The sequence below is a fragment of the Bradyrhizobium ottawaense genome, from assembly GCF_900099825.1.
Classification (GTDB): Bacteria; Pseudomonadota; Alphaproteobacteria; order Rhizobiales; family Xanthobacteraceae; genus Bradyrhizobium; species Bradyrhizobium ottawaense_A.
This window is the reverse complement of the sequence record NZ_LT629693.1, coordinates 6,881,692-6,894,697: the sequence shown is the minus strand read 5'-3', so window position 1 is coordinate 6,894,697 and position 13,006 is coordinate 6,881,692. Positions and strand designations below refer to the sequence as shown.

11 protein-coding genes and 1 pseudogene are annotated in these 13,006 nt (G+C 58.8%); 1 reads left to right on the top strand and 11 read right to left on the bottom strand.

Annotated elements, in window-relative coordinates:
• Positions 1–79: 79 nt before the first annotated feature.
• The 3 genes from BLR13_RS32410 to BLR13_RS32400 all read right to left on the bottom strand — a co-directional run bounded on the left by BLR13_RS32410 (position 80) and on the right by BLR13_RS32400 (position 3,634).
• The gene (locus BLR13_RS32410) at positions 80–1,129 is read right to left on the bottom strand and encodes a patatin-like phospholipase family protein (protein WP_074815107.1); all 1,050 of its coding nucleotides are present in this window, start codon (positions 1,127–1,129) and stop codon (positions 80–82) included.
• A gap of 135 nt (positions 1,130–1,264) precedes the next feature.
• Positions 1,265–2,629 carry a metal-dependent hydrolase family protein gene (locus tag BLR13_RS32405; protein ID WP_079587439.1) on the bottom strand — a complete coding sequence of 455 codons (1,365 nt, stop codon included), beginning with the start codon at positions 2,627–2,629 and terminating at the stop codon, positions 1,265–1,267.
• 264 nt (positions 2,630–2,893) lie between these two features.
• Positions 2,894–3,634, bottom strand: a complete 741-nt coding sequence (locus BLR13_RS32400) for a ceramidase domain-containing protein (protein WP_074815109.1) — start codon at positions 3,632–3,634, stop codon at positions 2,894–2,896.
• A 348-nt stretch (positions 3,635–3,982) separates the two neighbouring features.
• Here BLR13_RS32400 and BLR13_RS32395 point away from each other — a divergent pair, with 348 nt between their 5' ends.
• Positions 3,983–4,999, top strand: coding sequence for an Lnb N-terminal periplasmic domain-containing protein (locus tag BLR13_RS32395; RefSeq protein WP_074815112.1), 1,017 nt, complete (start codon positions 3,983–3,985; stop codon positions 4,997–4,999).
• A 138-nt stretch (positions 5,000–5,137) separates the two neighbouring features.
• Here BLR13_RS32395 and BLR13_RS32390 read toward each other — a convergent pair whose 3' ends face one another.
• From BLR13_RS32390 to BLR13_RS32350, 8 genes and pseudogenes are all read right to left on the bottom strand, one after another.
• Positions 5,138–5,677, bottom strand: coding sequence for a hypothetical protein (locus tag BLR13_RS32390; protein ID WP_074830852.1), 540 nt, complete (start codon positions 5,675–5,677; stop codon positions 5,138–5,140).
• Positions 5,678–6,932: 1,255 nt separating this feature from the next.
• Entirely contained in the window at positions 6,933–7,556 is a 624-nt protein-coding gene (locus BLR13_RS32380) for a hypothetical protein (protein WP_074815122.1), read from the bottom strand.
• A gap of 209 nt (positions 7,557–7,765) precedes the next feature.
• Positions 7,766–7,993: a hypothetical protein gene (locus BLR13_RS32375; RefSeq protein ID WP_074815123.1), complete on the bottom strand. Its 228-nt coding sequence runs from the start codon at positions 7,991–7,993 to the stop codon at positions 7,766–7,768.
• Positions 7,994–8,074: 81 nt separating this feature from the next.
• A pseudogene (locus BLR13_RS32370) lies at positions 8,075–8,506 on the bottom strand (DUF992 domain-containing protein).
• A gap of 318 nt (positions 8,507–8,824) precedes the next feature.
• Positions 8,825–9,409 carry a TerB family tellurite resistance protein gene (locus BLR13_RS32365; RefSeq protein ID WP_079587442.1) on the bottom strand — a complete coding sequence of 195 codons (585 nt, stop codon included), beginning with the start codon at positions 9,407–9,409 and terminating at the stop codon, positions 8,825–8,827.
• Between the two features lie 128 nt (positions 9,410–9,537).
• Positions 9,538–10,242 carry a Bax inhibitor-1/YccA family protein gene (locus tag BLR13_RS32360; RefSeq protein WP_074815126.1) on the bottom strand — a complete coding sequence of 235 codons (705 nt, stop codon included), beginning with the start codon at positions 10,240–10,242 and terminating at the stop codon, positions 9,538–9,540.
• A gap of 100 nt (positions 10,243–10,342) precedes the next feature.
• On the bottom strand, positions 10,343–10,912 hold the full coding sequence (locus tag BLR13_RS32355) for a transposase (RefSeq protein ID WP_074815129.1): 570 nt from the start codon (positions 10,910–10,912) through the stop codon (positions 10,343–10,345).
• A gap of 700 nt (positions 10,913–11,612) precedes the next feature.
• Positions 11,613–12,209 (bottom strand): glutaminase, encoded by a 597-nt coding sequence (locus BLR13_RS32350; protein WP_074815133.1) that lies wholly within the window; start codon positions 12,207–12,209, stop codon positions 11,613–11,615.
• Between the last annotated feature and the right edge of the window lie 797 nt (positions 12,210–13,006).

Genomic DNA, 13,006 nt, shown 5'->3' with positions numbered 1-13,006 from the left:
CCGGAGCGATCAGGATTCCGACGACACTCATCGGGCCTCATGATCGCTGCAAGCAAGATTCACAAGGAGGCGCACGCCCTCAGCACTCCGTCAGCAGCGCATCGAGATCGGAGCTCGACTTGCTGCCGAGATCAACGCCGTGCCTGGTCAGAAAATCGGCGGCGCTCTTTCGGCCCTCCACCTTGAGCATCTCGAGGAATTCCCATTCGGCGTTGAGCTTTGACGACGCGCCGAATTCAGCCAGTCTGTCGGTCATGATCCGGTGAGTTCGCATGCCCGCCCAGCGCGCCCCTTCGCCATGTCCGGGATCGGCGGCCTGGCGCAGCAGCGCAATCATGCGCAGCTCCTTCAGGAGCGGCGCGTTGAAGGAAATTTCGTTGAGGCGGTCCAGGATATCGCCTGCTGTTTTCGGTGTGTTCCGGCGCTCCCTCGGATTGATTTGAACCAGGATGGTATCATGCGCGTCGCTCTCGCGGATAAGAGGCGTGATGGTGGGATTGCCGGCGAAACCGCCGTCCCAATAGGGCTCACCGTCGATCTCGACAGCCCGGAACATCGTGGGAAGGCACGCGGAGGCCAAAAGCACATCCGGCGTGATTTGGCCGTTGCGAAAGATTCGTCCACGACCGGTGTGCACGTTTGTGGCGGTGATAAACAGCTTGATCGGAGATGTTGCCAGCCGCTCGAAATCGATACTTTCGGCCAGCACCTGGCGAAGCGGGTTGAAGCCGGTGGGGTTGAGGTCGTAGGGCGAGAATACACGCGACATCAGATCCATGGCGAGATAGACAGGTGAAGCATCGAGCGTCCAGCGGCCCATCATCCGTTCCAGGGGGGAGCGCTGCAGAGGACTGAAGGCGGCGGCACGGGAAACACGCCGCCAGTATGCGTCCAGTGCGGCCCGCGCACCATCGGCGCCGCCCATTGACCATCCATCCGCCAACACCGCCGCATTCATGGCTCCGGCGGAGGTTCCCGAGATCGCCTCGATTCTGATCCACGGCTCTTCGAGCAGCCGGTCGAGCACCCCCCAGGTGAATGCGCCGTGCGAGCCGCCCCCCTGCAAGGCGAGGTCGACAAGAACCGGTTGGCGCGCCGCTATCGTCGCTTCGTCGATCGCCGAGCTCATCTCACCAACTCCGGAGTCGATATGGACTTCGCCGATTTTTCCAACGCGGGCACTGCATCACGTGATGCAGCCGGGTTTAGTCATCGGCACAATCCGGCGTCGGACCGATGCCAGGCAGTCGATTCGAGGCTGGTCTCAACCGCCGAGCGTGTTCTTGTAGACCTTGCCGTCCTTCATGATGACCTTGAAGTTCTTGGCGGGGTCGGCGATCAGGTTGATATTCTCCAGCGGATTGCCATCGACAAGCAGCAGATCGGCAAGTGCGCCCTGCTCCACGACGCCGAGCTTGCCAGCATACGGACTGCGTTTGCCTGACAAGGCCAGCAGTTCGGCGTTGGTCCCGGTCGCCATGGCGAGCGCTTCGGCCGGACTGTACCAACGGACAAGCGAGGCCAGAATTGCCCCCTGTTGCTGCGCCAGCGCTTGGGAGAACAGGACATCGGTGCCCCACGCTGTCTTGATTTTGTATTTCTTCGCCATCTCGTATGTCCGGGCTATGCCGGGCCAGACTTCATCAGCCTTGGCTCGTTGGACTGAGCCTACCGGAAAGCCCAGTCTCAAATCCTCGGGGAGAGGCTGCAGACTCAACCACACGCCCTTCTCGGCAATCAGCTTGGCGGTTGCCTCGTCCATCAGGAAGCCATGTTCGATACACTTCACACCAGCGGCAATGGCCTGCTGAATAGCCGCCGGCGTAAAGGCGTGCACGGTGACATAGGTACCCCAATTCTCGGCCGCTTCGACGGCCGCCCGCAGTTCCGCTTCCGTGAAAGTCACCACGTCGATCGGGCTGAACGGCGAGGAAACACCACCGCCGGCCGTCAGTTTGATCTGGGAGGCGCCCTGCATGAGTTGCTCGCGGACGCGGACGCGTACCTCGTCGGGGCTGTCGGCGACCATACTGCCGCCAACCTGCTCCATGCGGCTGAGCATGCCGCCGATCGTGCGCGGCAGCTCGGACAGCTGGCGGAAATCCCCGTGCCCGCTGGTTACCGTGATTATAGCCCCTGAGGGGTAAATACGGGGACCCGGGACAATCCCTGAGTCAATAGCGCTCTTCAGTCCGAATATGGGACCACCCACGTCACGGATCGTAGTGAAGCCGCGCATCAGCGTGTCCGTCGCCTCAGCGCCCGCCGCGATATTGTTGTATCCCACGTCACCGTTGACCGACTGAACTGGAGTGGGCCGTATCAACATCGCATGCCAGTGTGCGTCGATCAGGCCGGGCATCAGCGTTCGGCCATTGCCGGCGATCACGACCACGCCTGGCTCGACAGCGATAGGCGCCGTCGAGATGCGTTCAATGATGTTGCCCTTGACGAGCACACTGGACGGCGCGGAGAGCGAACCGCTCTTGCCATCGAAGATGCGGACATTCTGGAACAGCGTTGCGCTGGCATTCGCTGGCGGATCGCCTTGCGCGCGAGCCGCGGAGGCCAGTCCGACGGCTATAAGCGGAAGCGCTACGACAAAACTCCGTCGGGAGATGGAAGTCATGGAAATACCTCCGGAGCAGAAGTCGCATTGCACTCGGTATGCACGCGTCCATTGCCGGGTTATCGACTGCCAACGCCCGACGCTTTCGACTAGCGGACCCATACCGATGATGCAAGCTGAAGCTTAAGGACTAACATCTTGTACGGACCACTTCCTGGAGCCCGGTCGGAACGATCTCCGGGATCCTTTTCATAGGGCTCTTCATCAATCCGTTTTGCAAAAATGCCCTTTCGACGTGATCCCGATCAGCCGGGCGTATTCGTTCTACGCGACGCCATCGATTGGCCGGCGAGTCTGGAAAAGTCGGAGGATCGCGAACCCGGCGGCAGCTGCAGCGAGATGCTTGAGCGTATGTCCGCTCAGAATCGAGCCAGCCGAATAGATCTTCTCGTCAAGGAATTCCAGCAGCTTGGCCAACGCATAGAGGGCTGCAGCGGTGATCCAATAGAATGTTCCAGTATATTTCGGCGGGAAGAGCTGAAGAATCAGGACCAAAGCGAAAAAAGGAAAAAATTGCGCCCATGCGTAGAGCCGCAAATCATCGGTCCAACGCCACAGCAGCAGACTGAAAATCCCGATTGCCAGCAGCGGCCGCAGCAACATCGCTCCGGCGCTCGCATCCACGCGCTCCTCGACGACGGCGGCAAGGATTGCGGCGAAGCACAACGTCATCGGCAGCCTGTCCCAGAACAAGGTGCCGTCATTCGGATTCAAGTGGTAATACGACGAACCGAAGCCGGTTAGAAACAGCCCCGTAAACAGCACAATGGTTGTTGCTTTGCGACGAACCTGCAACAGGCCTACAGCTCCGACGGCGATGAAAGACAGATTCGAGACCACGTTCCAGAAATTCGGTATGCCGAACAATTCACGCTGGTCGGCGAACTGATGGTAGCTCTGATCCTGCAACAACGGCGGAAGCGGCAGCAACGCCGCGAGTGAGACAATCATCAAACCATACAGTACCAATACGGGACGGTCTCGCACGATGCCGCTGATTGTCATGGGGTATACGCCGTTGATCGAATGGTACGCAGTCGACGATGAACGACCTGCAGGCCTGGCGCCTAGCAATACCAGCATGGCATCGCGGCAGGCAGTGCAAACAACGAACCACGGGGCCGCCTGAATGCCTTGCGGTAGATCTCACCATGCTCATCGATGCCAAGGACTTGAAACGGAGCGAGGAGGTCATGCAGCATTCGAAATCTACCAGAGCGGGCTTAACAAGTGAAGTCCGCTCGGTGTAGATTCGCCTGCTGTCCCTTGGGCTGCGAAATGACGCATACCTTTTCGCCTTTGCGAACGGCGACGCCGCGTGCGGTCGGTAGAATGAAACGGCGGGAGAAGCCAATGAGTTCGCTTCGCAGCTTCCTGTTCAGGCCCCTCGGCTGGCTGGTTGCGATCATCGTGTCTCTGTGCTGGGCCATGCCGATCGTGTGGGCTACGCTGGCCATCTACTATTCGAACCTGCCATGGGGCGGGATGCGTTTGGCGTTGGCGGCAGCCTTTGCGGCGTTCACAATATGGGCCATCTGGTTCTCGCGTCGGCGACGCATGTCCGCGATGGCGATCGTGTTGTTTCTCGGCGTGGTCGCATGGTGGATTTCCATCCAACCCTCACATGATCGCAACTGGCGACCAGAAGTCGCGGTGATGCCGCGAGCCATCATCGACGGCGACCGCGTGCGCCTCACCGGTGTCCGCAACTTCGACTACCGTACCCGGAATGATTTCACGGTCCGCTATGAGGACCGGGAGGTGTTGTTGTCGCACTTGATCGCCCTCGACTTCTATATATCCTACTTCACTGAAGGGCCGATCGGGCATACGTTCGTGAGCTTCATTTTCGACAATGCGCCGCCGTTGAGTATCTCCATCGAAACCCGGCCGGAGGTCGGCGAGGGTTTCGCGCCTGTCGCCTCGCTGTTCAAGCAATTCGAGTTGATCTACGTGGTAGGCGACGAGCGCGACCTCGTGCGGGTGCGCACCAACTACCGAGGGGAGCCCGCGTACCTCTATCGCCTCAATACCTCCACCGACGATGTGCGCCGGCTCTTCCTGGTCTACCTTGGGCGGATCAACCAACTCGCCGATCGCCCCGAATTCTATAATCTGCTGGCGAACAGTTGCACGATCAACATCGTGCGTTACGCGAACGCCGTCGGGAGGAGCGGCGGATTTGACATCCGACATCTCTTCAACGGCCTCGTCGACGGTTACCTCTATTACTCGGGCCGGATGGATACGACGCTGCCGTTCGATGAACTGCGCCGACGCTCTCGGATTAACGAGGCGGCACTGGCGGCCGATGGCGCGGCCGATTTCTCGGAGCGAATCAGAGCATCTCTGCCGACGATCTCTCGCTGAGACGTCTCAAGTCGCTCTGCGATGCTGCAGCCACGCTCCATCGCAGGCCAGATTGGCGCCAATCCTGCGGCGGGAGTTGCTGGACTTACCCTGCGGTTCGGCGGCTAGATGCAGACCTGAACGGTTTGTTCCGATCGATCACTTTTCTTTCCGGCTTGACCAAAACGTTATGCCAATGCCGACCACAAAGGCTCCGGCGAGAATGACGAAGAGCATGGATTGTTTGACCCACGAGACTGCTGGAACGGTGAGAGCCAAAACCAGCCCAAGAAAGCACAATTCGAGCGAAGCAAGATTGAGTCCGGCCAGAAAAGAGCCCAGCGCCAGCAACATCAGAAGGACCAGACTGGTGGCCGGCGCAGGCAGCAGCTGCTGAACACCGGACAGCAACATGATGTTCATGGCAACGAGGACAGCAATCCAGTGGATAGCCTGGGTCCAAACCAGCCGAACACGCGCCTGTTTGTCTTCGATCTTTCCCCATTCGGTGAAAATACACACTCCACCGGATATCAGGGCAAGCAACTCCCAATAGCCGGCAAGGGACTTTTGCGACATGTTCGCGTAAGCGACGCCGGCGAGCGCCAGTGCCAAAATCAGGAGATAAGGAAGATGCCGGCGCCAGGAATCGGCCTTACCGGAATGGCCCGGGCCTGCCGGAACATTGTCTACCCTCATGATCAACCCCATAAGGTTTGCGGGCTTCAGGTTCTAATTTCGTAATCTTGGCGCGGCCCCGCCTTCCGCTTGATCTTACACGACGCCATAATATGTCGACATTTTGCGCTTGGCGACGGAGGCGATCCGCTCGGCATGGAATTTCCTGGGCCGGACAGCGGTCCAATCACCGTGGTCGCGAGACTTGGCACAATTCCGCCAGTTTACGACTCGGCGAGGCTTCCTCTGCCGTGGCGGCGCCAACGCTGCGCCCCGTCACAAACTAACATCCATCGTGGACCACCTGACCGAGAGCAGCGTTGACTGAAGCGACATCGTCGTTGCATTCAATAGCCGCGCGACTGCCGGTCGCTTCGCAAGGAGTGGAGAACGACGGCAACGCATTATGTCGAACCTCGTTTTCGTCCTGCGAGGAATCTGGCGCGCAACCGTAAGAAATCAAACGTTTTGAGGAGTGCCCGATGCATCGGATTCGATCGTTGTTGTTTTTCCTGGTGCTGGCAACGACAATTCCCTTGGCGGATGCGCTCGCGCAAAGCTCGGCCGGACGCGGCGCGGTGGGCGGCGCAATCATCGGCGGCGCGATCGGCGGTCGTCGAGGAGCGGCTGTCGGGGCGGTCGCAGGTGCGGCCGCCGGGAGTCGGCGGCATGTGCGTAACCACTACTACTGGCGCCATGGTCGTTGCTGGGTTCGCACGCATCGCGGATCACATCGGGTAGCGTCTCGATATTGCCGCTGAGACCTGTTTGCCGACCGCGGCGCGACCGGCTCCGAGTAGAGAACAAGTCAGTGGTGCTGGAGGGAATGGGAGTTACCGAGCGCAGCTGCTTGGTGGATGATTCCCGCATCTCGCTGCCACACTTCTTGCATCGGCCTCGATACTCACGGCCATCGGTCTTGCATGCATCGTGCGTATGCATTGTCAATCAGCGTTGACTTGCGAAGTCGACGCGCTGCGCTGGTCGCCATTACATTAGAGGCACCAGGTCGTCCGCGGATACGAAAGGCGTCGCCCCACGCGCTGCCGGCTGAATAGCGCTCGGCATAATCCTCCGCGTAGGCACGGCATCCTCTTGATGATTGTGCGTAAGAGGTTGTAGCCACCAGCATCGATCCAAGCGTCGCGAAAGCAGTGGCGACAAACAACCCCCTCTGTCGCGCCAAGAAATTATCCATTCCAGATCTACCTCAAGGATTGGTGAATGGTATCCCGGTTTTTTTCTCCGATCGCAGATCAATTGACTCGGCGGCCCTCTACTTTCGATCCTCTACCGAAGACTCTGAAACGGCGTGGCCAGTGGGCAGCATTTGAACCCATTTTGCGATGTTTTGGCGCTGCCAACCCATGCCGGCGGCGGCCAAAATTATCGTGATTAGCGACGGCAAAGCGCCGCCAGCGGCGGGGTCAATAAGTTGGACCCCGGGGAAAATGTGGTTTGCGCCTATCAACACCATGGCTGCGCCGCCGACGGCAGATGCAGCGATAATAAAGATGTCGAAAAATCGCGGCACAAGCAGACTTCCGACGGCGCCGCAAACTAACGCGAATATTCTGCCAAAGAAGCCACCCAACCAACCATCGAGTCCGAAAGCGGAGCTTACGGAAAGGCCGAACAGGATTCCGCCGGAAACCCCAAGCAGTACACGTCTATAGGGCTCAAGAACATAGGAGGAGACGCCGAGAATGAACGCGCCGGCAATTCCGAGGACAATCGTAGTCGTGCCAACATCCCCCGTTAACGCTCGCCCCAATAGGATTCCCACATCGAAACCGACCAACGCATAGAACACCGGAAGCCACGCATAGAACATGAAGAGGCCGAACCCCATAATGGCGAGCCCGGTCAGTACCGTAAGAATCCCAATCGAAAGCGACATGAATACTCACTCCTAGCTTAGACGGTAGCAACAAGATCTGACATGAGATTTTCCTGACAAATTGTTAGGAGGTGGGTAGATGGCTTGCCGGCGCGCATTGTATCTTGGGCAGCCAAGCGCGTAAATAAACCGGCCAAGCGGCTTCAACCAAGTGGTCCGTTCAAAACGTAAGTCGCGCTGGAACCGATCGAGCAGTGCTCAACGCCCGATCAATGTGCCTGGAGTTTTTCGATCCCGGTTTGAACGTTTATCAGGCGATGATTGATCGATTTCAACTCTTCAAGCGAAGCATCGACCTCAAATGATGGTATCGCGGCGCTCAGAAAAATCACACTGGACAGGACCAGCAGGTCGAAATGCTTGCTGTCGTAGCGCAGAAGCGAGACAGCAGCTCCGATAGCGCAGGCGACGCTAAGTACGCTCAGAAATATCGCCAATTGCCTTCCCCTCGTCCGGCCTCAACGAAGCTGGACCACCGGCTTTCATCGCGGCCCTGATGCGGCGAAGCCATCCGCCGTTTATCGTAGCGTCAGCCGGGCCACCCCCAGCGCCAAATTGATACCAACCTGGCCTTCGACCGACAGCGGCTGCAGGGAAATCGTGCGATGGGATCCGCCAACGAGTACGTTGGCGCCCAGGCCGAGACCAAACGACGCATTGCCGCTGGCACCCACATAGGTTCCTCTCAGCACCCCCTATCCGACATGCGAGGTCGGTGCGAACACTCCCCAGAACAATCTTCCCCCGCCGGTGATACCGATATCGAGGCCGATCCGTCCTATCGTGCCGGTGTAGCCGTATTGCCTCCCCGTTGCATTCGACCGAAAGACACACCGCAGGTTCTGCCGCGAGCCAACCACCAATCCCACGCGCGGCGCGGCATCACAGGTCAACCCTCCGACTCGAATAGGTTGAGCTTGCGCGAACGCCGGCCTTGTGAGAGCAACCATGGACGCACACAGCACCGCCAAACGGCAGATTTTCGACATCCATCATTTCTCCAACAGTCTTCGATTATGGCTTCAGCGCCCTGGCGGTGCATTCATGTCAGCGTCGTCCCTGCAAGCCTCGAACATTTCAGCCACAGCTTCCACGACCCTGCTTTGAGATCACGGATGAAATCCGCCGACGTCAACCAGATTTCGTTCGTCGAGTACTTCGACTGCGAGAACTACTCCGTTAATGACCGAAGCAGCGCACTGCAATAGCCAAAGCGGTACCTGGCGCCCCGAGTGGTCCGGTTCGAACGTTAGTCTGAAGGCGTTTGGTCAGCGGCTTTTTGTCACCACCGGAGCGGCAACGCCCTGGTGAAAATGCCGGCTGGCAATTCCAGCGAGCAAGGCAACGCGGTCGGGCGCAATCTGCTGGCGAAGCTCCACCCGCTGTCGCGTGGTCACCCCCAGCAGATCGGCGACACGCCAGATGATGTTGTGCTCGAGTTCATTCACTCTACCGTCGGCGTACACAACTTCCCACATCATCCGAACGAGCCCGCGGCGACTTTCGTCGTTCAGAAGCTGATTGAGCTGGCGGGTGAAACCGTAGAGATCGACGGCGGTCCGGTTGACCGCAGCAGATTCCTCCAGCAGCATCGCGGTGGCCCGGTCGTCCAGATCAAAATGCGAGCTGAGAACAGCGTGAAGTTTCGCCCGCCTCGCCTGCGACAGTTCGATGTGAACGGTCGCTACACGCGTGAGCAATGCTGCGGTCGCAAGCTGGAGCTTACTGACCGTGGGCGACTGCCGTTCATGCTCGACGAGAGTCGAAAAGAACGTCTTGAGAGATTTGAACATCATCTGGGCAATCTTCTGGCCGGCCGGGCCGATGCCGCCGGCAGCGCCTCGAACCTTCACGAGGTATCACCGCCTTCCCGCGCGGCAATCGAACGTCAGATGGCGTTCGCGCACGTTCAAGACAACCGGCTTACGAAACTTTAACATCGCCTGTCGCAGCCGATGCCGAACCGTAAGACTGCCCTAGTCTAGCGCCGGTTGCCCGCCAGCCGCAGCAGCATCATGAACAAGTTGATGAAGTTGAGATACAACGATAGCGCTCCGATCACGGCCTTGCGGCCCGCGGAAGTGGCATCGTCGTTGCTGTCGTACACCCCCTTGATCCGCTGGGTGTCGTAGGCCGTAAGGCCCGCAAAGACACCAACGCCAACGATGGAGATGATCCAGTCGAGCCCGGCGGACCTCAGAAACAGGTTGACCAAGCTTGCGATCACAATGCCGATCACGCCCATAAACAGGAACACGCCGAATCCCGACAGGTCGCGCCGGGTCGCGTAACCCCAGATGCTGAGTGCCCCAAAGGTCGCGGCTGAAATGAAGAACACGCGTGTGATGGAGGCGCCGGTATAGACGTGGAAGATTGTCGAAAGCGACAATCCCACCAACGCCGCATAGACGAAGAATAGCAGTCGCGCCGTTTCCGCCGACAGTTTGTTGATGCGAGCGCCTATAAAGAACACCAGCGCAAACGGCGCCAACATGAAGGCCCACATCAGCGGACTCTGCAGCAGCTCGGGACCGGTGAACTGATAGGTCAGCATCGCGACGAGGCCGGTTAGGCCAACGCCAGTGGCCATGTAGTTATATACGCGTAGCATGTGGGCGCGCAGGCCCGCATCAACTGTGAACGTCTGATCGACTGGGATGGCAGCGCTGCGATCGTCATTCGACATGGTTCGTATCCTTTTCCTCCGCAGAACACTTTGCCCGCAGTACGCCGCGAGACTCAGCGCAAGATCGGGCGTCGGGGTCCGTCGCGCTAGCCGACCAAACTTATTGCACGGGTGGACGTGCCGAAGCCTGGATCGGTGTAGGCACGCTCGCCTGCGCGGAGTCCTGGGCGCCACGCCTCGTGCTGTCCCGCGGCATCGGCCGACGATCGGGCGGGTTCGTGGAGAGCGAACTCACATCTGCCGAATGGCATTGGGTCGCCGGTGGCGCTTCCAACGAGAGGCGCGCCCGTATCTTGCGTTGAGTCGATCGATGTTGCCCCAGCGCCTGGCAGGCGCGCCTTTCGGAGATACCAAACGCTGCCTTGGCGCGAAGCACGTAGGTCGCACGAAGCTCCGGGTTGAGAGCCTCCGTCGTCGCCTCCACCAAGATGAGTTTTTCCAGTGTCAGATCCGATACCTGCCGGCGCAGCCGGGTGATCTCGGATTCAAGCTCGGTCAAATACTCGGCCAGATCGCTCTCGAGGCCTCCGTACCTATTTCGCCACCGATAGTAAGTTACTTCGGTTACGCCGATTTCCCGCACACACTCCGAAATCCGTCTGCCACTGGCGACCAATCCTTCGACATTTCTCAGCTTTGCAACGATTTCCTTGGCCTGATGTCTTCTCATCACTAACCCTTTCCTCAAGGAATCGCGTTGTCATGCTTCGCGGCGCTCGTTTTTGCTAGTCACCTCTCGCCTTGCGGGCGAGACCTCAACGAATCATAAAGGCGCCACGCAGACTCTTCATCGCCTCAGAATACCATGCCTATGCGGCGCGTCTCAAAAATACGCCATCACTTGCTAATGGAAGTTTGGAGGCTTCGGTTGCCGCTCGCGCCACACAGAAGCATATCGACAGCCGCGTCAGCGGAAGCGCGAATACGAACGACTTAGTCTCGGGAAACTGTGATGGGATCCGCATAGCCGTTACCACCGCCAGCCACACACCCGACGGCCCCTGTGCCACCGGCAGACCCAACGACGGTGCCTACGATGGCGCGGACGGGGAACGGGGCGGGGCGGCGGACGGCTGGGCCGCCGCGACGGACCGCTGGCGACGGCTTGAACCTTGACTTTAAGATCGTCAGCCTCGTTCCGGAGGCCTTTTTCCAGGGCGAGTGGCATGGCCTCGACTGTGTTGGGGAGCGAACTCGCGCTGAAACCCGCGGCGACGGCCACACATAGAATACCACGCAGCGCGCTGCGCCGATCGATTACATCCACTGGCTCTCTCCTTTGGTCAACGTCTTCTTCGACTCTCCGTGGATTGGAACGTGTCTCGCAAGCGAGAACAGGTCGATCTCGGGTCGTTGCCCTTGGCTCTCGCTTAGGATCGCTCCTGGAAGGTAGTTCGAAGGCTGGTCGGCCGGATTACCGCCAGCAGCTGGAGACCTGCCATGAACAACAGTCCGATCTTCAGCGCACGCAGTTGCGCCTCAGTATTCACGCGCAGTGCTTCCTGGACCTGCTGGGACGTGGCGGTCGTCTTCTCCATCACGCTCCGCAACTGGTCGTTGCTGCCGCAAGTGATGTCGCCGAGATCGACCTGCGCCTGGATTTCCTTCGGCAGCAACGGATTCGCGGCGATCCTGGCAAGTGAGTTAAATGAAAGTCCGGTGGCGTTCGCGCCGAGTTTCGCTCGCGCTTCCTTGAGGCCGATCGTCCCGCAGATCAGCGCAAACAGGAACGGCTTCGACACGCTCATGATAGTGAATTCGTAGTCTACGTCTCCGGCACAGCAGATGCGTCTACTGGCTCCGATGACAAAGACACCGAACAGCCCGCTCGCGACTCGGGCGAGCGCCGGGTAGGCTTGGAAGTTTTTGCCGTCACTATTCGATTTAGAGCGGCGGTGCGGGTCTTGCACGAGCGACTGCGTCATCTCAAGGGCAGGCAAATTGTAAAGCCGTTCCAGCGACGCCATAACACTACTCCGTCGAAGGGGGCCATTCGGCGCTCCATTCTACAAACTCGACGCAGGTTTCCAGTTAACGCTCACGTAGATAAGCTGTCAACTTGCAATCGGCGCAGCAGTTAGCAGCTCAGCCATCCAATCTGGGAGGAACGTCGATCGCATACTTCTTGCTGCTCTCACGACTTCAGCAACATTCAACTGGGTAAACCAGACTGACGCAATCGTGTTCGTGCGCAATTGAGTCGAAGAGTCATTAACAGCAGAGGCCGAGCGACGAGAGATTCAGAACATAATTACACGAGTTTACGGTTGGGTTCTGCGCGACTAAGCTGCTGCCCTACCCGAGCGAGCGACGAGAACCGGTGGACATGGTACAATCATCTGAAAGAGTGAGGCTTAGTCATGGTAGCGAGCACGAGTGATGGACACGTTCTCCTGGTAAAAAAGCTAGGCGGGCTTATCTCAGTTATCATCGGATGCCTACTGACAGCGGTTGGCGTGACGTTCGAATCTACCGGTACAACTGTTGTCGGCGTTCTATTGCTTGCCCTTGGTGCCGTCCTGCTCACGCTTAAGATCATAAGACGAAATCAAAAGAGTCCGCTCGGATAGTGCGCCTTTCGAAGCGCACTTGAGAAGTGCTATCGCGAACTGGATAAGTTGCGCCGCGAGGGACAATCCGTCATCGGTCGGATGAAGGCGCTTCTAGACCAAGACGTCACCGTCAAGGTGGACGGACATCCATAACGACCCGGTCACCATTTCGTCGGCCGCCTCGAAGTCGAGTGCGACGGCAACGCGAAGAC

What these genes read in the sequence shown, in the direction of transcription:
- BLR13_RS32355 (WP_074815129.1), bottom strand. Translation starts at nt 10,912, where the DNA reads ATGAGAAGACATCAGGCCAAGGAAATCGTTGCAAAGCTGAGAAATGTC.
- BLR13_RS32395 (WP_074815112.1), top strand. Translation starts at nt 3,983, where the DNA reads ATGAGTTCGCTTCGCAGCTTCCTGTTCAGGCCCCTCGGCTGGCTGGTT.
- BLR13_RS32350 (WP_074815133.1), bottom strand. Translation starts at nt 12,209, where the DNA reads ATGGCGTCGCTGGAACGGCTTTACAATTTGCCTGCCCTTGAGATGACG.
- BLR13_RS32380 (WP_074815122.1), bottom strand. Translation starts at nt 7,556, where the DNA reads ATGTCGCTTTCGATTGGGATTCTTACGGTACTGACCGGGCTCGCCATT.
- BLR13_RS32390 (WP_074830852.1), bottom strand. Translation starts at nt 5,677, where the DNA reads ATGAGGGTAGACAATGTTCCGGCAGGCCCGGGCCATTCCGGTAAGGCC.
- BLR13_RS32360 (WP_074815126.1), bottom strand. Translation starts at nt 10,242, where the DNA reads ATGTCGAATGACGATCGCAGCGCTGCCATCCCAGTCGATCAGACGTTC.
- BLR13_RS32410 (WP_074815107.1), bottom strand. Translation starts at nt 1,129, where the DNA reads ATGAGCTCGGCGATCGACGAAGCGACGATAGCGGCGCGCCAACCGGTT.
- BLR13_RS32400 (WP_074815109.1), bottom strand. Translation starts at nt 3,634, where the DNA reads ATGACAATCAGCGGCATCGTGCGAGACCGTCCCGTATTGGTACTGTAT.
- BLR13_RS32405 (WP_079587439.1), bottom strand. Translation starts at nt 2,629, where the DNA reads ATGACTTCCATCTCCCGACGGAGTTTTGTCGTAGCGCTTCCGCTTATA.